21 protein-coding genes, 1 pseudogene and 2 riboswitches are annotated in these 26,086 nt (G+C 43.8%); of the genes and pseudogenes, 19 read left to right on the top strand and 3 right to left on the bottom strand.

The window, feature by feature from the left end:
- Nucleotides 1–31 precede the first annotated feature (31 nt).
- The 3 genes and pseudogenes from CEF13_RS22065 (at nt 32) to CEF13_RS22055 (ending at nt 2,964) form a co-directional block, all read left to right on the top strand.
- Nucleotides 32–711 (top strand): annotated as a pseudogene (locus CEF13_RS22065) (response regulator transcription factor).
- Nucleotides 708–2,477 (top strand): sensor histidine kinase, encoded by a 1,770-nt coding sequence (locus tag CEF13_RS22060; RefSeq protein WP_102714041.1) that lies wholly within the window; start codon nt 708–710, stop codon nt 2,475–2,477. The pseudogene CEF13_RS22065 and the gene CEF13_RS22060 overlap by 4 nt, the downstream one beginning before the upstream one ends.
- Nucleotides 2,467–2,964: a hypothetical protein gene (locus CEF13_RS22055; protein WP_102714039.1), complete on the top strand. Its 498-nt coding sequence runs from the start codon at nt 2,467–2,469 to the stop codon at nt 2,962–2,964. The genes CEF13_RS22060 and CEF13_RS22055 overlap by 11 nt, the downstream gene beginning before the upstream one ends.
- Nucleotides 2,965–3,298: 334 nt before the next feature.
- Here the strand turns inward: CEF13_RS22055 and CEF13_RS22050 are convergent, their stop codons facing one another.
- Complete coding sequence (locus CEF13_RS22050; RefSeq protein ID WP_102714037.1) at nt 3,299–3,760, bottom strand: DinB family protein; 462 nt, start codon at nt 3,758–3,760, stop codon at nt 3,299–3,301.
- 26 nt (nt 3,761–3,786) lie between these two features.
- The gene (locus tag CEF13_RS22045) at nt 3,787–4,659 is read right to left on the bottom strand and encodes a helix-turn-helix domain-containing protein (protein ID WP_102714035.1); all 873 of its coding nucleotides are present in this window, start codon (nt 4,657–4,659) and stop codon (nt 3,787–3,789) included.
- A gap of 141 nt (nt 4,660–4,800) precedes the next feature.
- On the opposite strand from CEF13_RS22045, the gene CEF13_RS22040 reads away from it, so the two are divergent.
- The 15 genes from CEF13_RS22040 to kduD all read left to right on the top strand — a co-directional run bounded on the left by CEF13_RS22040 (nt 4,801) and on the right by kduD (nt 22,998).
- Nucleotides 4,801–6,774 carry a glycoside hydrolase family 127 protein gene (locus CEF13_RS22040; protein WP_102714033.1) on the top strand — a complete coding sequence of 658 codons (1,974 nt, stop codon included), beginning with the start codon at nt 4,801–4,803 and terminating at the stop codon, nt 6,772–6,774.
- 327 nt (nt 6,775–7,101) lie between these two features.
- Nucleotides 7,102–7,710 carry a polysaccharide deacetylase family protein gene (locus tag CEF13_RS22035; RefSeq protein ID WP_102716502.1) on the top strand — a complete coding sequence of 203 codons (609 nt, stop codon included), beginning with the start codon at nt 7,102–7,104 and terminating at the stop codon, nt 7,708–7,710.
- Between the two features lie 69 nt (nt 7,711–7,779).
- Nucleotides 7,780–9,363, top strand: coding sequence for a response regulator (locus tag CEF13_RS22030; RefSeq protein WP_342352590.1), 1,584 nt, complete (start codon nt 7,780–7,782; stop codon nt 9,361–9,363).
- Between the two features lie 48 nt (nt 9,364–9,411).
- Nucleotides 9,412–11,181 carry a sensor histidine kinase gene (locus tag CEF13_RS22025; RefSeq protein ID WP_341806258.1) on the top strand — a complete coding sequence of 590 codons (1,770 nt, stop codon included), beginning with the start codon at nt 9,412–9,414 and terminating at the stop codon, nt 11,179–11,181.
- A gap of 112 nt (nt 11,182–11,293) precedes the next feature.
- Complete coding sequence (locus CEF13_RS22020) at nt 11,294–13,027, top strand: type 2 periplasmic-binding domain-containing protein (protein WP_243864383.1); 1,734 nt, start codon at nt 11,294–11,296, stop codon at nt 13,025–13,027.
- A 92-nt stretch (nt 13,028–13,119) separates the two neighbouring features.
- The gene (locus CEF13_RS22015; RefSeq protein WP_102714027.1) at nt 13,120–14,094 is read left to right on the top strand and encodes an ABC transporter permease; all 975 of its coding nucleotides are present in this window, start codon (nt 13,120–13,122) and stop codon (nt 14,092–14,094) included.
- Between the two features lie 14 nt (nt 14,095–14,108).
- Nucleotides 14,109–15,053: a carbohydrate ABC transporter permease gene (locus tag CEF13_RS22010; protein ID WP_102714025.1), complete on the top strand. Its 945-nt coding sequence runs from the start codon at nt 14,109–14,111 to the stop codon at nt 15,051–15,053.
- Between the two features lie 19 nt (nt 15,054–15,072).
- Entirely contained in the window at nt 15,073–16,077 is a 1,005-nt protein-coding gene (locus CEF13_RS22005) for an endo-1,4-beta-xylanase (RefSeq protein ID WP_102714023.1), read from the top strand.
- Nucleotides 16,078–16,278: 201 nt separating this feature from the next.
- On the top strand, nt 16,279–16,761 hold the full coding sequence (locus CEF13_RS22000; protein ID WP_244917112.1) for a hypothetical protein: 483 nt from the start codon (nt 16,279–16,281) through the stop codon (nt 16,759–16,761).
- Nucleotides 16,762–17,122: 361 nt separating this feature from the next.
- On the top strand, nt 17,123–17,515 hold the full coding sequence (locus CEF13_RS21995; protein WP_102714021.1) for a GntR family transcriptional regulator: 393 nt from the start codon (nt 17,123–17,125) through the stop codon (nt 17,513–17,515).
- Nucleotides 17,516–17,566: 51 nt separating this feature from the next.
- Entirely contained in the window at nt 17,567–18,676 is a 1,110-nt protein-coding gene (locus tag CEF13_RS21990; protein ID WP_102714019.1) for a DUF1648 domain-containing protein, read from the top strand.
- Nucleotides 18,677–18,720: 44 nt separating this feature from the next.
- Nucleotides 18,721–20,406, top strand: coding sequence for an alpha/beta fold hydrolase (locus CEF13_RS21985; protein WP_166742753.1), 1,686 nt, complete (start codon nt 18,721–18,723; stop codon nt 20,404–20,406).
- A gap of 181 nt (nt 20,407–20,587) precedes the next feature.
- Nucleotides 20,588–21,418: a 5-dehydro-4-deoxy-D-glucuronate isomerase gene (gene kduI / locus CEF13_RS21980; RefSeq protein WP_102714015.1), complete on the top strand. Its 831-nt coding sequence runs from the start codon at nt 20,588–20,590 to the stop codon at nt 21,416–21,418.
- A 25-nt stretch (nt 21,419–21,443) separates the two neighbouring features.
- Nucleotides 21,444–22,238, top strand: a complete 795-nt coding sequence (locus CEF13_RS21975; protein WP_102714013.1) for a DeoR/GlpR family DNA-binding transcription regulator — start codon at nt 21,444–21,446, stop codon at nt 22,236–22,238.
- A 4-nt stretch (nt 22,239–22,242) separates the two neighbouring features.
- On the top strand, nt 22,243–22,998 hold the full coding sequence (gene kduD, locus CEF13_RS21970; RefSeq protein ID WP_102714011.1) for a 2-dehydro-3-deoxy-D-gluconate 5-dehydrogenase KduD: 756 nt from the start codon (nt 22,243–22,245) through the stop codon (nt 22,996–22,998).
- A 93-nt stretch (nt 22,999–23,091) separates the two neighbouring features.
- On the opposite strand, the gene CEF13_RS21965 is transcribed toward kduD, so the two are convergent.
- On the bottom strand, nt 23,092–23,517 hold the full coding sequence (locus CEF13_RS21965; RefSeq protein WP_102714009.1) for a hypothetical protein: 426 nt from the start codon (nt 23,515–23,517) through the stop codon (nt 23,092–23,094).
- 5 nt (nt 23,518–23,522) lie between these two features.
- Nucleotides 23,523–23,686: riboswitch (cyclic di-AMP (ydaO/yuaA leader) on the bottom strand.
- A gap of 318 nt (nt 23,687–24,004) precedes the next feature.
- A riboswitch (cyclic di-AMP (ydaO/yuaA leader) is annotated at nt 24,005–24,204 on the top strand.
- A 199-nt stretch (nt 24,205–24,403) separates the two neighbouring features.
- On the opposite strand from CEF13_RS21965, the gene kdpA reads away from it, so the two are divergent.
- Complete coding sequence (kdpA, locus tag CEF13_RS21955; protein ID WP_102714005.1) at nt 24,404–26,083, top strand: potassium-transporting ATPase subunit KdpA; 1,680 nt, start codon at nt 24,404–24,406, stop codon at nt 26,081–26,083.
- Nucleotides 26,084–26,086 lie beyond the last annotated feature (3 nt).

Raw genomic sequence — 26,086 nt, 5'->3', positions numbered from 1 at the left:
AAGACTGCGGGCGGATATGGGGTGTGTGGCAATGAAACGAAGGATACTGTTAGTCGAGGATGATATGCTTATGCGTGAGTTTATAACGGATTATTTCAAAAGGGAACAGTGGGAAGTGGTTGAAGCGGAGAACGGAAGACTCGCGCTTGAGATTTTCGGACAGACCACAGTTGATCTGATTGTTCTGGACATTATGATGCCGGAAATGGATGGATGGTCGGTATGCAGGCGCATTCGCGAGAAATCGGACGTACCCATTATTATCATCACGGCAAGGGCGGAAGACGATGACCAATTGATGGGTTTCGAGCTAGGTGCAGATGAATATGTGACGAAGCCCCTAAGCCCAAGGGTATTGGTGGCTCGAGCTACCGCTTTGATGAAAAGAACGGAAGGGACGATAGGTAGTGAAGGAGATCTGCTTGTCTATGGTAATTTATTGGTGAACAGAATGGCACATACCGTTTCCGTGGCGGGAGAACCGATCAATCTATCACCGAAAGAGTACGATTTGCTTCTTTTTCTCACCAAACACTATGGCAAGGTCCTGTCTTGTGAGTATATTCTGGACGCGGTCTGGGGGTACGACTATTTGGGGGATTTGCGTACAGTGGACACCATATCAAAAAATTAAGAGCCAAGCTCACAGATGAGGGCAGATATATATGCACCGTCATTCGCTCAGGCTATAAATTTGAAATGGAAGCATGAGAAGGCATGGTGTAATTCTTAAGCTTTTCGTCGTCACGTCTGTTCTCATTTTGATTGTTTTTACCTTGGTGATGCTTGCAGAAGGCTTGTTCTTCGAGCGGTATTATCGGATGTCCAAGATCCATGCACTAGAACGGAATATGAATCAATTCGCGGAACAATTCATACAGGCACAATCCAACGAACAACAGGTTTCAAGGCTGCTCGGCGCATTCATGAATCATAATGATACGAGTACCTCCATCTTGAATAATCGTTTTGAGCGAATAAACATCAATCCTTATTTTCTACAGTTGCAAGCAGACAGCAAGACCATTACCATTCCCATTCCGACGAATGGAATGACCATGGATAAAATCCCGCATGGCATTCAGATCGGCGATATGCTGGTGGTAGATGGGATCTACATGGATGAGGAAGATACGATTATGCATCCTGTAGTCATACAGCAAACAAGCTTAACTCCCGAACAGGGATTGGTACGAGTAAAAGGGAAGATAACGGATTTAATGCTCCCTGAGCAGCGATCGTACAACCCTCTTTATCAGGACGCCCTTATGGATGACGCGCTTAGGTACTGGATTTCGACAGAGGAACAATATCAGGCTCGCTTGCAGGACGGTTCGCCTGTTCAGTTGGAATGGTCAGACCCATGGAGCGGTGTCCAGTATTCTGTTCTCATTCGATCACTATCAGTGGGTAAAGATGATCGTTATCGTTATTTATTCGTCATGACCTCTCTGCAGCCTGTCGGGGAAGCCGTCGATATACTCAAGCAGTATTTTATTTATATCGCGCCGATCATTGTTTTGCTAGCGATCATTCTGTCCTTGATATATTCCAGAATGATTTCCCGTCCGTTAGTGAAGTTAAGCCGCTCGGCAGCGCGTCTGGCCAAGCTAGACTTTACTGTACAGCCTGAAATCCATTCGAAGGATGAATTCGGGGAGCTGTCACGCAGTATGATCGCTTTATCTCGGAATTTAGATACAACCTTAAAGGAACTTACCCATGCGAATGTGAAGCTGCATGAGGATGTGGAAGAAAAGAAGCTCTCCGAGCAGCTTCGCAAAGAACTGACCGCGAACATCTCCCATGAGTTGAAAACCCCTCTAGGCATCGTGAAAGGCTTCGCGGAAGGGCTGCAGGACGGGGTGGCAGGCGATAAAAGAGATCGTTATCTTGCCCTCATTATCAACGAAACGGATCGGATGAACGCCTTAATTATGGATATGCTGGAGCTTTCCAAATTCGAAGCCAAGGCCATCCTATTACAGCCCAGAAGCTTATCCATAACAAACCTTATTCAGAAGGTGATCGAAACGTTTGCTCAGCAGTTGGAGAGCAAACACCTTCAAATCATGGTGGAAAATGAAGAAGAGGAAGAGGAAGAACTATTCGTAGAGGCGGACCCTAGACGGATTGAACAAGTAGTTCTGAATTTATTAAGCAATGCTATTCGGTATGCAGTGGAGAACAGCATCATTACAATTGGCATCAGGCGTACTTCTGCCGGAAAGGTAACCACAGTAATCGAAAACGCTGGATCGCCCATTGCTGAGGAGGATCTGACCCGCATATGGGACCAATTCTACCGGGTAGAGCGTTCCCGTGATCGTAAATCTGGAGGGACCGGACTGGGGCTTGCGATCGTCAAGCATATTTTGGAGCTTCATGAAAGCAAGTTTGGTGTAGTGAATACGAATCAAGGCGTGGCATTTTATTTTAACTTGAATGAAAGCAGGGAAGAACCTAATGAACAATAAAAAAATCTTCTTTCTCACACTAGCGCTATTCGCGCTGCTTCTGACCAGCGCGTGCGGCACAATGGCTAACAACGGATCAGCAACGGACACTGTAAACACGCAGCCAACTGAAACCAATCAAGAGAATACCTTCGCTAATGGGAATGATTCAACAAACTCCGACGAGCAAATCTTAATTATTATCGATCAGACTGCCAAACCAATTGAGGGAAATAGCTTCGATTTTGCAGTGAATAAGGTCCCAGAAGGATACGCGTTAGCTGAAATGCAATGGATTTCCAAGAAGAACGTCGTTATTAATTCGGTTCAAGAAGCCATCCAGCATGGAGCAAACGGCGAAGATGGTTTTTACATTAGCGGCAACGGACAATTCTCCGGCTTCTTCTATTCGGATGCGATGAAAGGCGAGGAAGGTCAGGTTGTGTTTCTGTTCAAGAATGAACAGGGCGATGAGTTAAATTGGAAAAAGAAAATTACTTTGAATTAATGGTCTCTGGTAAGTGAGCATGATGGCAAAGGTATTGATGAATGGTTAATATAATCACCTAATGGAACAATTAATGTAAATTCTATCAAAGTAACCTCAATAGATGATTACTTAACATCAATTGTTTCTAATGTCGGAATTATAGTAGTTCCGAAAAGAGAAGATGCGGGTCGTCACGCTAAAACCATATCATATGATATATAACAAAGGCACACAAGCGAGTGCCTTTAAATCTTGCGGTTAGAGTGATACGGTGAACCATATCACAAAGCGAAGCAGGCGGTTCGAGTTCACTATGTTATTCAGGCTGTGCTAAACTCAGCATTGCATTATATTATAGTAATCCTCGCCCAATCACATTCGCAGAGATCGGCTCATAGCCGAGTTCCCTAGCCCAAATCGACAGCTGACCCATATGATGAATTTCATGAGCAATAAGATGCCGTAGGATTTCACCTTTTGTATAGCGTTCATGCGACCATGAGACGGTCACATATTCGTTATCCCAATCGCTAGACCATCCATGAAGGAATTGCTTGATTTCATTACGCCACGCGTCAGAAAGCTCTTTCACTCGCTGCAGCGTCATCCGGTCGTCAAATGGAATTTGAATATCACTCTTATCCTGTATGCCGCGTATCCAGCTATATTCCACATCTATAATGTGAAACAGGGTATAAAGGATGCTTCCCACCCCTCCAATACGGCTGCTAACCAAATATTCAGCAGGCATTTTTTTGCATAATTCCAACCATTCATCTCTAACCAACCAGTTATAGCGAAACAGAGCAATCAATCCATACCACTCCTTCTAATACCGATTTATTTCGTAAACTGCTTTCGGAAGCTCGTCGGGGAAAGTCCGATTTTGTTTGTAAAGCAATTAGAGAAATAAGGGACATTCTCAAAGCCTACGTACTGTGCGATTTCGGCAATCGGCCATTCGGTCTTAAGCAGCAGCAGCTTTGCCTGCTCGAGCCGATACTTGGACAAGTAATCGATTGGGGTCATGCCATACACCTGCTTCATGCACCGGGTAATATAATTGTAGTGAAAATTGAGTGTTTCGGATATCGTTTTACTAGTAATTTCAGTACGATAATTTTTTTTAATATAAGCCTCCGCTTTCTCGGCTAATGTGACAGCGGGACTTGTATAGTTATCGTTCTGACGTAAATCCATCATGCGCAGCAGCTCCTCGAATGCTTGCTGCTGCGTCCAGAAGGCGCTTGATTCGCGTTCTTCACCTGCTTTGTTTAATGTTCTCATGAGGTGGTAGGCTTGCTCGGGATAGGGGAGCAGCCAATGCTTCTGCAATTGAAGGGAATAAGGAGAGGTTAAGAACCGGTTGTAATGCGCTTCCTGATTTAAGCTGGAATGGTCTAGGCCGGACTGCTGCCACTCTCCGACAGCATGGAAATGCACCCAGTAGAAGCGGGTCGCTTCCTCAATTGGCTTTACCGAATAGTGATAACGGTCGGGAAGCAGGAGCAGTGTCTGATTCGCGGTCAGATGCCAGCTTTGATCATCTTCGCCGATAGAGAGACAGCCCGATTCCACAATGATCAAATCGAAGATGCCAAGCTGCTTTCGATTGGGATGCTGATCGCCTGGCTCGTAGTGCGTCATGCCGCATTCCAGAAAATAAGGCAGTGGAGGTGCTGCGAAATAAACTTGCTCGGATGCTTCAATCATTCTATTGCTTCCTTCCCTCATGCTTGTGTGAAATTTTATAAGAAACAGGTTCGTTCCGTTTATAGTTATGTTTAATTGTAACGCATACAATAGAAATGAAAAGAAGGAAATTTGAATGATGCTCGGGAGGCGTGACTAACAATGGGACAAGCAATTGGCATAAATAAAGCAAAGCCGGTTTCGCTCAAACAGGTTGAAATAAGGGATAACTTCTGGAAATATTATATCGATTTAGTAAGAGACGTAGTAGTGCCTTACCAGTGGGAAGCAATTAACGACCGGGTAGAGGGCGCTGAACGAAGCGGAGCGGTAAGCAATTTCAAAATTGCTGCTGGAATGGAAAAAGGCGATTTTTACGGCTTTGTGTTTCAGGATACCGACGTAGCAAAGTGGCTTGAGGCAGTAGCTTATTTGCTCATTTCAAAGCGGGATGCCGCGCTTGAGCAGGTTGCAGATGAAATGATCGACATTATCGGTGAAGCTCAGGAGCCAAGCGGTTACTTAAACACTTACTTTACCATCAAGGCGCCTGAGCAGAAATGGACCAATTTGACGGAATGCCATGAGCTGTATTCAGCGGGTCATATGATTGAAGCAGGGGTTGCATACTTCCAGGCTACAGGCAAAAGAAAGCTGCTCGATATTGTATGCCGTGTAGCGGATGATATTGCCGTTGTATTCGGAGATGGACCGGGACAAATAGCCGGATATGATGGTCATCAAGAAATTGAGCTTGCGCTTGTGAAGCTTTATGATGTGACAGGAGACCGCAAATATTTAGAGCTTAGCCGTTATTTTATTGATAAACGGGGAGCCAAGCCGAGCTTCTTCATCGAAGAAGCTGAGCGCAGAGGCTGGACGTCCCATTGGAGCAAGAACAAAATCCATATTGATCATGAATATTTTCAAGCTCATTTACCGGTACGCGAGCAGGATACGGCAGCTGGCCATGCTGTTAGGGTTGTATATATGCTCGCAGGCATGGCGGACGTTGCACGCGAGACCGGGGACCAGTCTCTCGTGGATGCATGCCGCAGACTATGGGACAACATTGTGTCTAAGCAAATGTATATTACAGGCGGCATCGGATCGATGGCTGCGGGCGAAGCGTTCTCATTTGATTATGATCTGCCGAATGATACCGTTTATGCGGAGACTTGCGCTTCAATAGGCCTGATCTTCTTCGCCCATCGCATGCTGCAGCTTGAGCCGAACAGCCGCTATGCGGATGTGCTGGAACGGGCTTTGTACAATACGGTCATTGCAGGCATGTCGAGAGACGGCAGACACTTCTTCTATGTCAATCCGCTGGAGGTTGCGCCTGACACCTGTGAGGGGAAAAATAAAAACTTTAATCATGTAAAGCCTGTACGCCAAGAATGGTTTGGCTGTGCGTGCTGCCCACCTAATATTGCACGTTTGCTGGCATCGCTGGGTGAATATATGTATTCGGTAAGCGGGCATACGATATATTCCCATCTGTATATTGGTGGTGAAGTCGTGCTTGCAATCGATGATGCCCAAATACAACTTAACCAGCATTCCAATCTGCCATGGGAAGGAACTGTACGCTACGAAGTAACGGTTGACCGTCCTATAGCATTCGAGCTTGCGCTTCGTGTTCCGGACTGGTCTTCGAAAGCCGTTGTGCAAGTGAATGGAGAAGCCTATGCAATAGGTGACCAGCTGGTTGACGGATATATAAAAATAAATCGCGAGTGGGTATCAGGCGATGTCGTAGAGCTTGTGCTGGAGATGCCGATTATGCGCGTCAGAAGCCATCCTCTAGTGAGGCGAAATGCAGGCAAAGTTGCCCTGCAGCGCGGTCCGCTTGTCTATTGCATCGAGGAAGCAGACAATGGCTCGCAGTTGCAGCAATTGTTATTGCCACAGGACTCCAAGCTTGAGGCTACCTTTGACAATAAGCTAGTTGGAGGCGTTCAGGTCATCAGAGCAGAAGCGCTGAGGCTGCAATTCGAGCAATGGGGGGCGGAGTTGTACCGTTCTAATGCAGATGCTGCGTTGGAGCAAGAGAATGTTACCTTTATACCGTACTATGCATGGGCAAATCGCGGCAAAGGCGAGATGACAGTTTGGGTTAAGGAACGTATTTAGGAAATGGGTATAATTCGTTTTTCATCGTTCAATTAATAGGTTCAGCTGCATATGGAGCTGTCTCAGCAGGCATAAGCCTTGTTGGGACAGCTTTTTTTATTTCGAATTCACAATTAACGGTGAGGGAATATGTTGAAATATGCCGGATTCTTTTACTTCATTTTAAGAAGTATATAGTTTTCTGGCATGGCACTATAATTTTTGCATTGTGAAAAAGTTGGTTTGAAATTACAATTTATACAAATGAACAAAGTATGTTTTAATGGAGACTACTAATCACCGATCTTCCATTTATGAAATAATAGGGAGGCAAGTAAATTGAATGAAATGACAATTATCCATCGCGTCAACATATCGAGCAAAGCGATAGCCATCACCTTCGATGATGGTCCTAATCCGAAATATACACCGGAGTTGCTTGCTCTGTTTGCTGAAGAAAACGGCAAGGCTACGTTCTTTATGATTGGCGAACAAATAAAAGCTAATCCTGAGCTGGCTGCTGCCGTTCATGAGCAGGGACATGAGATTGGGAATCATACGTATACACACCCGTATTTGACTCAAATAGACCCAGCTCAATGTCTGGACGAGCTTCAAAGAACGGACCAATTAATCCAAGAAATAACCGGCAAGAAACCACAAACCTTTCGTCCGCCGTTTTTTGATTATAACGACAAAGTAAATAATATCGTAAAGAGCTTTAATTATAGTATGATCGGAGCAACGAATATGGAAACTCGGGACTGGGAATTGCCGGGCGTCGAGCATATCATAAATAAAACGATAGACAATATTGGAAATGGAAGCGTTCTTTTGTTTCATGATGGTTATGGAGACCGTTCGCAAACGATTGAAGCGATAAGCATTCTTTTGCCCAAACTGGCTGCAGAGGGCTATCAATTCGTTACGGTGAGTGAATTACTTCAATTAACATAGGGCAGATGCTTATTCAATAACAAATAGATGGACTGCCTGCCATTATCGCAGATCTAAGAGGAGGAATGAATGATGCAGCTGCATAAAGCGATCCTAGTAGATGATGAAGTGTATACGCGCAAGGGGCTAATCAAGTTGATAGATTGGGAAGCTTGCGGATTTCAAATCATGGGTGAAGCCGATAATGGAGAGGACGCTCTCGAATTAATAAAAAGTGTCAGCCCTGCACTGGTAATTACAGATATACGCATGCCTGTCATAGATGGATTAGAGCTGATTCGCTTGGTCACGGTAAATAATATCGCTAATCCGACCTTTATTATTATGAGCGGCTATAACGATTTTAAATATGCCCAACAGGCGATGCGTTATGGCGTCCATGAATTTGTTGTAAAGCCGATAGATGAAATTGAATTTACCAGTATTTTGGTGAAATTGAATGCTAAGCTCGGACTTGAACAAGCAGAGCAAGCCAAAAAAGAGCGATTGATAGGCAGTGAAATGATCAAATCTCTTATCCTAGGTGAGGCAAGCGATGCAACCCTTACAGAATGGACCCATCTCTTGTATTTGGAAGCAGCTGATCATTTATACTATTTGTTCGCGGAGCTGAATGATAATCAGAGTTGGCAGCCGGATAGTGTTCAAATTTCTAACGCCCTATTTAAAGAAATTGTCCAACAGGAACTCGTTCGGGTAACGGCTGCCAATCAGCCGATCTGTTTGCATGAGCATCATAATCGCATTGGCATTCTACTGCCCAGCTATATGCTAGATTCAAGCGATGGGGAGCTTGAGCGGTTTTTGCTTATATTTCGAAGAAAGCTGGAGACCCATGTAGGAGAACGAGTATTTCTTTATGCCGGCTGCCCTGTCCATAGCTTGTCAGAAATACGTGAATCCTATAAGGCAGCTAAGGAAGCGACCTTGTATAAATATGGACATGAGGATAAACGCATTGTGATTTATGATCAAATAAAATCAGAGCCGATAAATTACATCGGGCTTGATTCGGCTGAATTTACTCATTTCATGGAGCAAATGGAAGAGCTGCAGCTTGAAGCAGTGAAAGGGACTGTTGATCAATGGTTTCATGAGTTTCGTGAGAAATGTTATGCTCCGGAAGCAGTGAAGTTGAACATCCACCAAAGCTTGATGGGAATCATGAAGACGATTCGTTCCATGGATGGTGATGAGCAATCAATCTCAACGTTGAAGCCAATGCTTAACTGGCAGGACACGAACCTGTCGTTAGGGGAATTAAAGAAGCTGTTTATGTCCTTTATTGAAGAAAGCATGCAAAGTATCGCTTTGCTTAGGAAGGAACAGACAAAGGGAGACATACACAAAATTAAAAGCTATATAGAAGCGAATTATTCGAAAAATATAAGCTTGAAAAGTATTGCTGCGCTCTTTTACGTAAATCCCGTCTATTTAGGTCAATTATTTAAGAAAACGCATGGCACCTATTTTAATGAGTTTCTACTGCAGCTTAGGGTGAGTGAGGCCAAAAAGCTATTGCGGCAGTCGAGCACGATGCGAATCTATGAAATCGCTGAGAAGGTGGGATTCAGCACTGCTGATTATTTTGTAACGCAATTCGAGAAGCTTGAGCACATGACACCAACAGAATACCGCAATAAACTCATGTAAGCATACTTTTTAAACTAGCCGACTGCAGAGGAAAAGGGGATTATCCGTGTGAAGCTGCGCCTGGGTCTCAATAATGTTCGCCTAAGGAATAAGATGTTCATCCTATATATATTTTGCGTATTTCTTCCCATCGTATTAACGAACGTTATTTTCTATAATGTGACAACAGAAAATGTCAAAAATCAACGGATGAAGGATATTTCGCGAGCGGTGGAACAGATCTATAATCAATTTCAGTCCGAGGTAGAGGATGCCGTTACTATCTCGTCTGTTTTTAATTTGGATTATAATATAAATCAAATACTAGAAACGGAGTATGTAGAGCCTGCCGCCTATGTTGAAGCTTATGATTCTTATTTCCGCCGAATATTGAATAACTACACGCCCTTATACGCATCCGTTCAAAATATTAAAATCTTTGTTGAGAATCCTACTATGCTGCATTCGGGCGGCATTGGTTTTATATCGAACGAAATGAAAGAAACAGATTGGTATCAACAGCTGACGGAAAGGAGCGATGCGCACATTATTTTCATTCGGACACAGCAGGAGGACCAATATCTGAGCGACCAGAGGGGCATTCGAGATACCTTCAGCGTCATTAGTGAAATGAATAATTATGAATCAAAAATGCATTGGAAGAAGTTTGTGAAAATTGACTTGAAGACGAGATCTATTGAACAGATTTTTAAAAATCTAAATTTACAAGGCAATATTTATTTAGTCAATGATAAAGGAAAAGTGGAGTATACAACTGACCCTGCTGTAGACTGGAGAAAAGAATCCGTTGATTATGAATCATTAACGTTCCCTGCTGATTCAATCGCAATTCAATCTGAACCATCGCATGTGAGTTATCTAGAGAACTGGCGCATTATAGGTACGATTTCAGAGGAAGAGGTTTTAAGGGTTGTACGCCAATCCCGGGAATTTGTTATTGCTTTGGCCTGCTTGAACATGATTTTGCCGACATTGATTATTTTATGGATTACAGGTTCGTTGAATAAACGGCTTGTTCAAATTTTAAGGCATATGAAGAAAGTAAAAAACCAAAATTTCGACACCATAAAGGGAGTTGAGTATTTGGATGAAATTGGACAATTAACGAGCGAATTCAATCGTATGACCATCCAAGTGAAAAGCTTGATTGATGATGTATATATTGCGGATATCCAGACGAAATCATTAGAGCTGGAACGCAGGAAAGCACAGCTCAATGCGCTTCAAAGCCAGATTAACCCTCACTTCTTATTTAATGCTCTAGAAACGATAAGAATGCGCAGCTTAATTAAGGATGAGATGGAGACAGCCAAAATCATCCACAATATGGCCAAAATATTTAGAACCTCGCTAACCTGGGGCAAGGACCGCGTAATGGTAAGCGAAGAAATGGAATTTATTATTTGCTTTCTTGAAATTCAGAAGTATCGATTCGAGGATCGCATGGAATATGAAATTAGCATTGATCCAACCGCTAAATCCTGTAAAGTGCCAAAAATGATGTTTTTGCCTTTTGTAGAAAATGCCAGCATTCACGGAATAGAGCCTCTGAGGCATGGAGGAAGCATTAAGATTCAAGTGGAACGCGAGGGTGATGAGTTAATATTTATGATTAGAGATAACGGTATTGGTATGGATGAGTCCAAAGTGAGACAGCTATATGGTTATTTAGAAAGTGAAGAAGAGATTGGAGAGCGTATCGGCGTACAAAACGTTATTTATCGAATGAAGCTGATTTATGGCGACCGTTTTCATATATTGTTTGATAGCGAGCCGGGAAAAGGTACGTTTATTCAAGTCCGAGTCCCCGTTGAATAATGAAGCTTTTCGTAAAGAGGGTCAAAAGTATATATGCTTTTTTAAACACGAACTATAGTTTACAGGGTAAACAAATAAACTAGTTTTTTTTATAATGAAAGTGCTTACAAAAATGTTGAGGCTGAAAGGGGTTAGAAAAAAAGTGAGAAAAAAACTATTGCTCGTTTGTTTGGCCGCCTTCATGATTTTTACTGCCGCATGCTCAAAAAATAGCAATGATGGGGGAACAAAACCGTCAGACGCTACAAACAAACCTAAGGAAACCACGGAAGCCAAAACAGAAACACCGAAGCCGCTTGATAAAGTAACGTTTAGTTACTTTAACGGCGTTGCAGCAGCAAAGGATATTAATACCAATGAGACAACCATTGGTAAAATTCTTGAGGATCAAACGGGTGTTAACTTTAAAATTGAACACTTGGTTGGTGATTTGAATACGAAGGTCGGAACAATGATTGCTTCAAACGCTTATCCGGATGTCATGATTCCGGATGCCGCAATCGACAAAATTCTTGATGCAGGCGCCTTCATTGCGCTTGACGATCTTATTGAACAATATGGCCCGAATATTAAACGTGTCTATGGTCAATATTTCAATCAAATGAGAGCTGAGGACGGAAAAATTTACTTCCTGCCATTCTCAAACACGGTTGGTGAATATATTCCGGATCCAAATATTAACCAAGGTGCTTTCTGGGTTCAACGCCGCGTCTTGAAAGAAGCGGGATATCCGAAGATCACCACACTTGACGCTTATACAGATTTAATTAAAAACTTTGTAGAGAAGCATAAAGATGAAGAATTGACAGGTATGGTCTCACTTACGCATGACTGGAGATTCTTTGCAACTTCTAACCCTCCGAACCATTTGGCTGGTTATCCGAATGACGGGAATGTTATCGTCGATATGACGACTTTCGAAGCGAAAACATATGCAGCCGATGACAATACAAAGCGTTGGCTGAAGAAACTAAACGAATTGAATGCTGAAGGATTATTCGATAAATCATCCTTCGTAGACAATTACGATCAATATTTAGCGAAATTGACTTCTCACAAAGTAGTTGGCTTCTTCGACTACGGTTGGCAATTTGGCAATGCGCAGAATGCGTTGAAGGATGCTGCCAAGCAAGACCCGACGCAGGACGATTTTGTTTACTTCCCGCTGCCTGTTACATTCGATGGACAGAAGGATCAATATCTAGATCCTCCAGGCTTTGTTAAAAACCGTGGACTGGGTATTACCGTTAGTGCGAAGGACGCTGCTCGCATCGTTCAATACTTGGATAATCTATTAACAGATGAGAACCAAATTCTTCAAAAATGGGGCATTAAAGGTGATACATTTGAAGTAGATGATAAGGGCCGGATGTACCGTACGGCTGAACAAATTGCTAAAATTGATGAACCATTTAATGAAAAATTTGGTTTTAAATATTACTCTTGGAATTGGCCTCTATACGCTGGCGGATCGTTCCCGGATGGAAACTCCATTTCTCCTGGATCTCAGCCTGAAGTGTTCCAATTAAGCTTGACAGAAAAAGATAAAGAAATTTTAGATAAATATGGCGTTAAGACCTATTCGGAAATGTTTGCTGCACCAGACGATCGTCCTTGGTACCCGGCATGGGGAATTCCGAAGGAGCAAGGCTCTCCACAACAAATATGGGAAACCAAAAAAGATGAAATTACGAAAAAATATTTCCCTAAACTTGTCCTTGCTAAACAAGCTGATTTCGATAAAGTGTGGGAAGAGTATCTAGCTGCATTCAGCAAGCTTGATACAGCTGCTTACGAGAAATGGACGACTGAACAAATTAAAATACTGATCGATGCAGCAAAATAATCGTTAAGTAACGGTGAAAGGCCGGACTTAGTAAGCATAAGCCGGCCTTTCCTTATATTTAGCCCGATTCAGTCCGGAAGGAGAGATAAACAATGGAGAGTAAACCAACAATGACAACGTCAAACCTGGTGTTGCCTAAGAAGCCGACAGGACTGAAGCGATTTGGTATTAAGCTATTGGAGCAGCGTGTGCTTGTTCTCATGTCAGTACCATTTCTCGTATGGTTGTTTATATTTAAATATATGCCGCTTTGGGGGTGGACAATTGCCTTCCAGAAATATAAGCCGGCCAAAAGCTTTAGTGAACAGAAATGGGTAGGTTTCGACCACTTTAATTTTTTGTTTCAGGATGAACGGTTTATCCGCGTCCTGAGAAATACGATTGCAATGAGCGGAATTAATTTGGTTCTTGGTTTTGTTACCGCGATTACACTGGCTTTGCTGCTAAATGAGGTGCGCAAGGTTGCCTTTAAACGAATTGTTCAAACGGTAAGCTACTTGCCTCATTTCATTTCTTGGGTAGTAGCGGCAAGCATTATTCAAACGACGTTATCAACAGACGGCATTATTAATGAATTATTGCTTTGGTTTGGTTTTATAGAAAAGGGCAATGAAATTCTATTTCTTGGAATTCCGGAATATTTCTGGGGGATATTCGGAGCAGGCTCCGTATGGAAGGACGTAGGCTGGAATACAATCGTCTATCTTGCGGCAATGACGATGATTGATCCCGCACAATATGAAGCGGCGGAAATGGATGGAGCAGGACGTATTAAACGAATGTGGTACGTTACGCTGCCTGGAATTAAGCCGGTTATTATCGTTTTGCTTATTATGAATATCGGGTATTTGCTGGAATCAGGTTTCGAGCCGCAGTATTTGCTGGGTAACGGCATGAACATCGACTATTCCGAAAACCTTGACATATTTGTTCTGAAATACGGAATTGCGCAAGGCAATTATTCGCTCTCGATTGCGGCGGGCATGTTTAAAACGATCATTAGCTTTATCTTATTATTTGGAGCAAATAATATTGCGAAGCGTTTGGGCGAGTCCAGACTGTTTTAGAAGGAGGATGCATCATGAATAATTCGGCTGCAGAAGCTGTTTCAAGAAAGAAAAGCCGTATTCGCTCATCGCGCGGCGATCAAATATTTGATATTTGCAACATCACCTTTCTCACGCTGTTGATGATTGTCACTTTATATCCTTTTCTGAATACGGCTGCAGTTTCGCTCAATAACGCGACGGATTCAATAAAGGGCGGCATTTATTTGCTCCCAAGGATATGGACGTTAGACAACTATAGTTATGTGCTTAAGGAAGCAACGATTTTTCACGCAACACTAATCTCGATTCTACGTACTGTTATCGGTACAATAGTTACGGTGTTTTGTTCCGCTATGGTGGCGTATACCATTACAAGACAGGATTTTGTGCTTCGCAAATTCGTTACGATAGCCTTCATTTTGACGATGTATTTCAACGGCGGTCTTATTCCTAACTTTCTATTAATCCGTGATTTGGGTTTACTCAACAATTTTTGGGTGTATATTTTCCCAGGATTGATCGGCGTATTTAACTTGATTATTATTCGTTCCTTTATCGAAGGTTTGCCCGAAAGCATTCTGGAATCGGCAAGAATTGACGGAGCCGGTGATTTCAAAATGTTCTACAGCATCGTTCTGCCGCTATGTGTTCCAGTACTTGCCACAGTGGCGCTGTTCTCGGCTGTATACCAATGGAACCAATGGTTTGACGTATTCCTGTACAATTCATCCAATATCGATCTCAGTACATTGCAGTATGAGCTTCAAAAAATTCTTCAGAACTCGAATGCTTCCTTGACGCCAAAATCAGCAGGTGATGCTTTTGCCAATGCTAACAATCCAGGCGGGAATACGGTAACACCGTTCGCGATTCGAGCAACGATGACGATTGTTGCATCCTTGCCTATTATTATGGTCTATCCGTTTCTGCAGAAATACTTTGTAAAAGGTATGACTGTTGGTGGGGTGAAAGGCTAATATCGTTAGGAGAGATAGAGTGGAAAACAAGACAAACAGCAGTGTACCTAAGCTGTATGAAGCATTTAAACAATCATTCGATATCGGAGCAGCGGTTAATCCGCACACCATCATTCAAGCGGGTGAGCTGATTGCGAAACATTACAACAGCATCACCGCTGAGAATGAAATGAAATTCGCTAGTGTGCATCCTACTGAAGATACGTACACGTTTGAACAGGCTGATCAAATTGTTGCTTTTGCTAAATCAAATGGTATGAAAATGAGAGGACATACACTTGTTTGGCATAATCAGACGACGGAATGGCTTTTTCAGGAAGCAGATGGTAGCCCGGTAAGCCGTGAGCGATTATATGAACGTTTGAAATCACATATTGATACGGTTGTGAAGCGCTATAAAGGCGATATCTATGCATGGGATGTCGTTAACGAGGTGATTACGGACGAAGGCGCTGATCCGCTGCGTCCATCCAAGTGGCTGGATATCGCTGGACCAGGCTTTATCGCCAAAGCTTTTGAATTTGCACATGAAGCAGATCCTAAAGCGCAGCTTTTCTACAATGATTATAATGAGTCCAATCCAATGAAGCGCGATAAAATATATAATTTGGTTAAGTCGCTGCTTGAGCAGGGCGTACCGGTGCATGGCATAGGCCTGCAAGCGCACTGGAGCTTGTATAGTCCAGGTTTAGATGATATCCGTGCTGCCATAGAGAAGTACGCGTCACTCGGTCTAAGATTGCAATTGACAGAGCTTGATGTATCGATGTTCCGACATGATGATCTCCGTACGGATTTAGTTCATCCTACTGAGGAGATGTTGGAGCTGCAGGAGAAGCGGTATGAACAATTGTTTAATCTGCTAAGAGAGTATGACAAGCATATTGATGCTGTTACATTCTGGGGAGCTGCGGATGATTACACATGGCTGAACGACTTTCCAATACGGGGACGGAAAAACTGGCCAATGCTGTTCAATGAAAGTCACGAGCCCAAAGGTTCGTTCTGGCGTGTGGTTAAGTAAACTTCACAATTCGAAATAAGCTAATACGATGATTTGAATAGATGTAATCGGCCCTTTACGCTGCGACGTAATGGGCTTTTTTTCATTTGTTCTCATGCAACATTTTCCAATTATGGAGCGTTTGTAAGCACGAGCCGATGGCAGAGGGTGAGCAGAAGAAAAACTGTCTTAGCTTGCTGTAGATCTCAAAGGAGTGAGGCTGTGCATTTTAACAGAAGAAAGGTTAGGCTAACAAATGTAATCAAGCTTAGTATGATTTCGGTTGTTTTGATTTTCTTAAGTGCTTGCAGTACTGCTGAAAAATATGAGCACATTGAGGCTTTTATTATAGAAACTCTTGATCCAAATGAAGAGGGTATTCATGGAAAGACAGGCTTCAAGAAGGTAAACGCAATTACTATTACGGTAGAAGGCAAAGATTATATAAAGTCTGATGTGAAGACGATAGAAGATTACTATGATTTAGTAGGAAACTTTATTAAATCAGAAATCAAACATTCTACTTACAGCAAATCTTATATAACGATGCAGGAAGATGGAGGCACTAGGGAAAAAGAGCTTCAAGAGCCTTTAACCATACTCATACCTGATGATAATGTAGAATCCGTTCGCTCTTTCACATTAACTGAGGAGGAAAAACGACAAGTGAAGGAACATGTGAAACGCCTTGTGGACAAACTATAGGCAATAACGATACTGGAGGTGATAGAAGCTGCTTATTTGTGTAGCCATCGCCTTTAACGGACACCATAGACCTTATTCGTCGTTGTAATTGACCTGATTGAGGGATGCTTACGGACATCAGATCCGTTATGGATAAGAAAATGAACGAATATGTCTCGTTCCAAGGGGAATAGCGGCTTTCATGTCCGTTAGCCTCACTATTAGCTATAAATATCACAAATAGCGGAACCTGTGTCCGTAAGCTTTGTTCTAATTGCTAAGACGCCGAATGGTTTTGACATTCAAGCGTCTTTTTCTTGATTATTTTGTGTTATCTGTTATAGTAGTTGTATAACAGACATCAAAGAAAGCGGTGACCGCGATGATGATTAAAATCAATTTGCAATCGGATGTTCCGTTGTACACCCAATTGACAAACCAAATTATTGAAGGAATCGCCAGCGGCGCGCTTGCTCGAGGAGAAGCATTGCCCTCCGTACGCTCTCTGTCTTCTGATCTGGGTATAAATATGCATACGGTTAACAAAGCTTACTCAGCATTAAAGCAGGAAGGTTACGTAGAGATCCATCGTCAGAAGGGAGTCGTTGTACAGAACAGTCTACCTGAGGCGGATGATGCCTACTATCGTCAATTGGAGGAGAAGGTAAGGCCGATTATTAGTGAGTCGATATGCCATAATGTAAGCGAGGATGCTCTGCTTGAATTATGCCGCTCGATTTTCAAACAAATTCGTTCATCGGGCAAAGCGACTTAACCATACGCTGCTGCCTACAAATAACTGTATGTGAAAGGATGGTCAAACACGATGGAAAATTGGGGCTTCTGGCTGATGCTAGTCATTATTTTTGTTCCCATAAGCTTTATTTTTATTGCGACACCCTATCTCACAAGACGAACAGAAAGCTTTGGCATATCGGTGACAGAGGAGGTTTACTGGCATCCGGATATACGGGGGATGAGGAGAAATTATGCTATTGTTCTAGCTATCTTCCATATTCTCTTGCTTATTGCTGCTGCAAGCTTTATGAATCTATCCGATGAGAAACAAATGTCATTGGCTATAGGCGGCTATACGTTTGCTGTGATCGGAGTATCCTTCGCCGTATATCTTTTCTTTCATTTTAAAATGAAAAAAATGAAGCGCGAGCAAGGGTGGATGAGTCCTGTTATCCAGTCCGCGATCGTCGATACTTCATTCAGACGTCGTAAACTAAGCGTGTCATCTTACTGGTTTATACCTCATATCCTGCTATCCCTTGGGACACTGGCTGCCGTACTTCTATTCTATGATCAATTTCCAGACCAATTGGTTATGCAGTATGATTTTGCCGGAAACGCGACTAGAGTAGTCGATAAATCATATTCCTCATTATTATGGCCGGTTGGGACGCAATTCATCATGATCGCTGTTTTCCTTCTTATTAATTATAGTATTGTCATCAGTAAACAGCAGATCGATGCCGCAGATCCAGAAGCATCCGTCCAGCGAAATATGAAATTTCGGCATAGCTGGTCCGTTTTTCTAGTTGCTACCGGCTTTTTGACTACAGTGCTATTCTCCTTTATAACGATCCTTCCGATTCTGGATTTGCCGCAATCAAGCCTCATCATTGTATCTACTGCGGTACCTGTAATCATTGTAATAGGATCTATTTGGTTGTCGGTCCGTTTAGGCCAAGGAGGGAGCCGTATTCGGATGCCGGGTGGTACCGCAAGCGGCATTGGAACAGGGCCAACGGATGATGATCGCTACTGGAAGCTAGGAGGAATCTACTACAACCCGTCAGATCCAGCTCTTTTTCTTGAGAAGCGATTTGGCATAGGCTGGACGATAAATTTCGGTCATCCTCTGGCATGGTTAATCTGTATTATTCTTGTGGCTGTTATTGTTATCTCTATATTGCTGGGTAAATGAGGAAAACGTATCTGAAACAAACGAATTTAAGGAGGAATTCATTCATGAAAAAATGGTTTTCATCCGCATTAGCACTTTTTTTGTTCATGACCGTTCAGCCCGTTATCGCTTCAGCCGCTGATATTAATGTACTTGTGAACGGTCAGAAGGTCGTATTCACAAACGGAAAGCCTTACATGAAGGGCAGCGAGGTCATGCTGCCGGTTCGCGATATTGCCAGCGGCCTGGGTATGAAGGTTTCGTTTGAGAAAGCTAAAAACGAGGTGCGCCTTACTTCGAATGAATTAACAGCTGTTCTCAAAGTGGGAGAGAGCAAGGTTTCTATTAACGGTAAAATCCACGCTTTCAGCACGGCTTCTGCGATCAATCAGTACTGTACGTATGTACCATTATCATTTTTCTCAAAAGAACTTGGAATTGATGCGTCTTATGAAGAAAAAACAAAGAAAGTATCTCTCTCCAGAACAGAGCTGAATACGGATGCATTGGCTCGCCAAGTGATTGAATTAATGAATAAAGGCGGCTACCAGCAGCTTTGGGACGATTATTTCGACGAGCAGCTTCAAAAGGCGGTATCGCAGTCTGTACTTGGCACAACGTGGAAAGAGCTCGTAAGGCAGGCCGGTGAATACAAAAACACCCTCTCGCTTTCGTCAGACAACATAAATGATGGAGGCTCGGTAGTTGTCGCGATTCTCGCTTTCGAGCATATGAATATGAAGCTGAAGCTCACGATTAATCATACAGGCAAGTTATCCGGCATGCTCATACAGCCCGCAGCGCTTGAGGCCGACGCTCCTGCTGGAGTAACAGAGGAGACGGTGGTCATCGGTGAGACATCGCGCTTTCCGCTGGAAGGAACATTAACGCTCCCGAAGAATGCGACTGGAACTGTTCCAGCGGTTGTGCTTGTTCAAGGGTCAGGTCCAAGTGATCGCAATGAGACAGCAGGAGCATACACACCGTTCCGAGACCTTGCTTGGGGTCTGGCAGAACAAGGGGTAGCTGTACTTCGTTATGACAAGCGAACCTATGCGCACGCAAATGCACTAGCGGCAGAAGCAGCAAGCATAACTGTGAAGGAAGAGACAGTTGATGACGCTATTGCTGCAGCTGCGCTGCTTAAGAAGGATTCCCGAATTAATTCGGCACAGGTATATGTCATCGGACATAGTCTCGGAGGTATGCTAGCGCCGCGAATCGATGCAGAGGGCGGCGATTTTGCCGGACTTGTACTGCTGGCGGGTTCTCCGAGAAGCCTATGGGAAATTAGCTATGACCAGAATGCCAGCTTTATCGCAGCCATGAAGGATGGAGAAACGAAAACAGTAAATAAGATTTGGCTGGAGTCCGAGCTCAAGCGTGCAAAGACTATTGTCAATATGACGCCCGATGAAGCGAAGGCAGCGACTGTTTTCGGTATACCTGCAAACTATTTTAAGGAAATGGATGCTCATAAGGCCAGTGATTATGCAGTTAAGCTGACTAAGCCGGTTTTGATTTTGCAAGGCGATAACGACTTCCAGGTTTATCCTGATAAAGATTTTCTAGAATGGAAGAAGCTTTTGAATGGGAAAGAAAATGTTAGTTTCAAGCTATATCCGGGTCTGAACCACTTCTTTGTTAAATACGAAGGAGCGGGCAAGGGGACGTTGGAGGAATATAACTACCCCGGCCATGTGTCACAAGATGTGATCGATGATGTAGCATCTTGGATACTGAAGAAATAAGTAGTAAAGCTGAAAGCCCGTATCTTCTTCCCTGTATGGGAATGAGAGATGGGCTTTCTATTATTTAAGGGGACGATGCCGAAGCGATAGGAGCATTCGAGAAAATAGTCTATTTATGTTCGTAAATGTGTGTTATACTTGTAAACGAACAAAAACAAACCATATAGGAGGTTTTACCCCCATGGAAGTACGTCATACAACAAATCCAACTGATGTAAAGCAATATACGACAGATCGTCTTCGCAGCGAGTTTTTAATTGAAAGCTTATTCGAGCAGGATCAAATCAAGATGACCTACACTCACTATGACCGCATGATCGTCGGCGGTGCTTTCCCTGTGAAGGAAGCGATTGAGTTAGAAGCTGCAGCTACTTTGAAAACAGAATATTTCTTGGAGCGCCGTGAAATCGGCTTTTTAAATATTGGTGGACCCGCATTAATATCCGTTGACGGCGAATCGTATGAGCTCGACAAGCTCGATGTTCTCTACGTAGGGAAAGGCAAACGCAAGGTTGTGTTATCCAGCGTAGACAAAGCAAACCCGGCTAAGCTGTATTTCTGTTCAGCGCTTGCGCATAAGGAAATCGCTACTCGCAAAATGACAAGGGAAGAAGCCAACCCGAATCATCTCGGCTCACAAGAAACATCCAATGAGCGCATTTTGTATAAATACATTCATAACGATGGCATTCAAAGCTGCCAGCTTATGCTTGGCGTTACGAGCTTGCAGACAGGCAGCGTTTGGAACACAATGCCATCTCATGTCCATGATCGCCGTATGGAAGCATATCTGTATTTCGACATGAACGATGATGCGCGCGTTTTTCATATGATGGGTGAACCGTCGGAGACAAGACATCTTGTTGTGGCGAATGAGCAAGCTATTATTTCTCCACCGTGGTCGATCCACTCCGGTGTTGGTACAAGCAACTACACGTTCTGCTGGTCGATGGCAGGCGAGAACTATACGTTTACAGACATGGACGCAGTGCCTGCGAGCGAGCTAAAATAGAAATAATCGCTACAGGAGGTGCTCCATGCTTGCTGCTGAAAGGCATCGTAAAATTATTGAAAAATTAGAACAGCTTGGCGCGGTCAGAGTATCCGAGCTAAGCGAACAGTTTCAGGTAACGGAAAAAACCGTTCGTGAGGATTTAGAGAAGCTTGAGGAGAAGGGACTTCTGAAGCGCACGCACGGAGGTGCAGTAACAGAGCAGAACGGGGAGGACAGCCTGTTCCCGCTGCAGTTCCCGAATAGCAAGCATGGTCAGGAGAAGTCTGCTATAGCTTCCCTTGCTCTGACCTGCATTGAACCGAATGATATTATCGCGCTTGATGCCGGGAGTACGACGCTGGAGATGGCGAAGCGTCTGCCCAATATGCCGATAACGGTGCTCACGAATGATTTGCTCATTATTCGCGAGCTAACTGCGAAGGATCAGGTCAGACTTGTTATCCCTGGAGGATATCGACACAATAATCTGCTCATTGGCGCAGAATCGCAGGAGTGGATTAGGCGTCTGAACGTCCACAAGCTGTTTCTGTCCACGACAGGCATACATTTGGAGTACGGCTTAACTATTTTTACTGAAGAATTGGCGAAGCTCAAGAGGCTCTATATTGAGAATGCGAAAACAATCTATTGTCTCGCTGATCACAACAAATTCAATAAAGGCGCATTGATTACATTTGCCGGTCTGGAAGAGATTGATTATATCATTACCGATGATGGCATCGATCCTGAAGTGGCGGCAAAGTATGAGGCCCTTCCTATTCAAATGCTGAAGGCTGAGCTGCCAAATGCCGCGAAGCGCAATAAAGGAAAGGTGTGAAATCATGAGTTTGTTTGATTTGACAGGAAAAACAGCTGTCGTAACGGGTGCAGGCCGTGGCCTCGGAGAAGCTATTGCTATTGGTCTAGCACAAGCTGGCGCTGATGTAGCGCTTGTGACAAACAGTACGCCTGCTGACAAAACGGCAGCGGCTGTTCGTGCTTTAGGTCGTAAAGCGATTACGATTCAAGCGGACGTGTCGGATCGCTCGAACCTTGCTGGCATTATTGAGCGCACGGTTAGTGAACTGGGACGCATTGATATTCTAGTAAATAATGCTGGCATTATTCGTCGTACGCCTGCTGCTGAGCATAGCTATGAGGATTGGCAGGATGTATTGGATGTTAACTTGAATTCGGTATTCGTCCTTTGTCAGCTTGCAGGCAAACATATGATTGAGCAGGGCTCAGGAAAAATTATTAACGTGGCATCCATGCTTTCATTCCAAGGTGGAATGAACGTTCCTGGCTATACCTCAAGCAAGCATGCGGTTGCTGGTTTGACGAAGGCGCTTGCGAGCGAATGGGCTAGCAAGGGACTCCAAGTAAACGCGATAGCGCCAGGCTATATGAGCACAGATAATACAGAAGCACTGCGTGAGGATCCAGTTCGGAGCGCGCAAATTTTGCAGCGGATTCCAGCTGGACGCTGGGGGACGTCGGAGGATTTAATCGGACCAGCCGTATTTCTAGCCTCAGCGGCTTCCGATTATATGAATGGTCATATTATGGCGGTTGACGGCGGTTGGCTAGTTAAATAATTATTACTTCAAATAAAACCGCTCTGGCTCACTCAGGTTCAAGGGAACCAAAGGAACCAGAGCGGCTTTTTTCGTGTAATTCGCAAGCGCTACTTAAAATAATGAAACATAATGAATGGAGCGTTGTCTTAATACGAGTTCCTCAGCATCAAGCTCAGCGGGGTTCAATTGTTCATTTCTTGTCGTTACTTGATTGATAGCAGCGGCAAATAGCTCGAAGATGCGACCGTCTTTATCGGACTTGTCATACTGGCAATCTTGAAGAGGCGGGAGAGAAATGATTCCGATAAAAGAGACAAGTAGATCACTGCAGCGTTCCAGATCAATCATATCTTCGGTATCAGCCACAAATAGCTCACTCCATCCATAGCCTTGACTGGATGTTAAACGAAGACATACGCGAAAGCCTGCGGAATCGACTGCAACAGCGGGGATGACGAACAACTCAATGCGCGAAACAGATAATGACGGGGACTGATCCATGAGAAAAGGTACATGGCTTGCAGATTGACAAATCATAAATAAACCTCTCCTTTGTTCGCTTACGAGGTTAGCTGTCGGATTCGGGCTAGAGAGTATGCCCTACCAGGGTTACAAATCCCTGGATTCACCCCCTGCGAGTCGTAATAATTACGGTCGCGTTTGGTTCCCCCGCTTTTTCATAAGAAAAATTAAGCGTGAATGTGGTTTGCACTATATTTTAAACCTATTATGCTCATTTGTAAACCTTCCCAACTCACTTGTTACAAAATAAGGAAACCGAAAAAGGGTCGTAAATCATAAAATATCTGAATATTTGGAATTCGTGATTTCAAATTTATGGAACTTCTTTTTTTGAAAACAAGAGATAAACAGAGAAATAATAAGCTATGTAGAGCTCTTATTAAATGTAAGCGGTATCATCGGTCTTGAACCAGCTGTAGCAACCTAATTTCGACTCGGGAATCGCTTTACAGCGACTATGGAGGAGAGTAACATTCGATACAGGATTTACAAATCATTTTTCATTGACTGATCGCTGAGTATCCGTGCAAGCGGATAGCGGGGGAACCAAATTGTTACGCGCGGCATGCGTTCGATGTGAGAGTCGAACAATTGCATCGCAGGGGTGAATCTTTGAACGGCACCATGGATGCCGAACAAAGTAGGGCGACTCTCACCGCCCGAATCCGACAGCTAACCTCGTAAGCGTAGTTCTGAGAGAGGCAACAACCAACGCGCTCCCTGCGGCTTGTTAAGCTGCGGGTCAAGAAGCCGCGGGAGGAGGTCCTCTTTTCCTGCAGGCTTCTTTTTTGTTGCCATTTTTGAAAAATCCGAAAAAAATTGCTCATTTATAACGCGCTTCCTATACATCTGATTGATTGGCATTGCTGTGAAATTCATTGTTTTTTGAGGAGGATCTATTTTGGATATTTTACAGCTAGTCATTGTTATTGCCGTTCTTATCCTGCTGGTTAAACCGCTTGGAACGTATGTGTATCAAGTATTTGCGAACGAACCTAGCCGGCTTGACCGATTATACGGAGGTACGGAGCGGCTTATATTTCGAATGATTGGTTTGAAGCAGCGTGCTGGCATGAGCTGGAAGGTTTATGCACTTAGCTTTGTTGCAACCAATATTATTCTAGTTGTCCTATCTTATATCATACTTTCCTTACAATTCGCGCTTCCGCTAAACCCGAATGCGATTGGAGGCATGGAGCCGACTCTTACGTTTAATACCGTAATCAGCTTTATGACGAATACCAATTTGCAGCATTACAGTGGAGAAAGTTCATTATCGTATTTATCCCAAATGGCCGTCATTATGATGATGATGTTCACATCGGCCGCTACCGGCTTCTCCGTTGCTATCGCATTTATCCGCGGAGTAACAGGCAAAGGAAAATCAGTTGGCAACTTTTTTGAGGATTTTGTTAAAGCGAACACTCGAATATTTCTGCCAGTATCTTTTGTTATTATGCTGGTTCTTGTCGCTTTGCAAGTACCGCAAACATTAGATCCAACCTTGACGGTAAAAACGCTAGAAGGTGCCGTCCAGCAGATCGCGATCGGTCCTGTTGCTTCGCTTGAGGCGATTAAGCATTTAGGAACGAACGGCGGCGGCTTCTTTGGAGCTAACTCAGCACATCCATTTGAGAATCCAAGTCCGCTGACTAACGTAATTGAGATTTTGTCGATGTGGGCTCTTCCGGCAGCATTGCCCTACACATTCGGTTTGTTCGCCAAAAACAAAAAGCAAGGCTGGGTTATTTTCTCAGCTATGATGTGCTTATTTCTCGTATTTCTAACTGTCGCATTTGCTTCCGAGAAAGTGGGAAATCCGGCAATGAACGCGCTAGGCATTGATGCAGCGCAGGGCAGTATGGAAGGCAAGGAAGTCAGGTTCGGTATTGCGCAGTCTGCACTATTCACGACGGTTACGGCCGCCGCAACTACTGGCTCTGTCAATAATATGCATGATACGCTTACGCCGCTCGGCGGCATGGTGCCGCTCGCTGAAATGATGCTCAATGTTGTGTTTGGCGGCAAGGGTGTCGGGATCATCAATATGCTTATGTATGCTATTTTGGCCGTTTTTATTTGCGGATTAATGGTTGGCAGGACACCAGAGTTTCTACAGCGCAAGATTGAGCCGCGTGAGATGAAGCTAATTGCAATAGCTATTTTAACTCATCCCATTATTATATTAATTCCGACGGCAATCGCCTTTATGACGGATGCAGGTCAAGGAGCAATCTCGAACGCAGGCTACCACGGCATCAGCCAAGTGCTGTATGAATTTACGTCCTCCGCTGCTAATAACGGTTCCGGTTTCGAAGGGTTGAGTGACAATACGCCATTTTGGAATATAAGCACAGGGTTGGTCATGCTGCTCGGACGCTATGTATCCATGATCGTCATGTTAGCCGTTGCAGGCTCCCTGATGGAGAAACAGCCCGTTCCGGAGACTTTAGGCACTTTCCGCACTGACAACAAGCTGTTTACTGTGTTGCTGATAGGAACCGTTTTGTTGATTGGCGCTTTAACTTTCCTGCCGACTGTCGTGCTTGGACCGGTTGCAGAATATTTGACACTCCGCTAATGG

Source organism: Paenibacillus castaneae, from assembly GCF_002884445.1.
In the GTDB taxonomy this organism is placed as follows: Bacteria; Bacillota; Bacilli; order Paenibacillales; family Paenibacillaceae; genus Pristimantibacillus; species Pristimantibacillus castaneae.
This window is presented reverse-complemented; position numbering and strand designations above follow the sequence as displayed.